General features: G+C 51.6%; 1 rRNA gene. It reads right to left on the bottom strand.

Annotated features, from left to right (window positions below):
* Positions 1-248 (bottom strand): 23S ribosomal RNA (locus M3221_RS26035); the annotation flags it as partial.

Below are 248 nucleotides of genomic sequence, written 5' to 3'. Positions count from 1 at the left end.
GGGAGTATTTAGCCTTGGGAGATGGTCCTCCCGGATTCCGACGGAATTCCTCGTGTTCCGCCGTACTCAGGATACACTCAAGAGAGAAGAAGATTTCAGCTACAGGGCTGTTACCTTGTTTCGCGGATCTTTCCAGATCGCTTCACCTATCTTCTTCCTTTGTAACTCCGTATAGAGTGTCCTACAACCCCAGAAGGCAAGCCTTCTGGTTTGGGCTATGTCCCGTTTCGCTCGCCGCTACTCAGGGA

It is taken from the genome of Domibacillus indicus (assembly GCF_023715895.1).
GTDB lineage: Bacteria > Bacillota > Bacilli > Bacillales > Domibacillaceae > Domibacillus > Domibacillus indicus_A.
The sequence above is the reverse complement of the archived record's forward strand: the minus strand, read 5'-3'. Positions and strand labels throughout refer to the sequence as shown.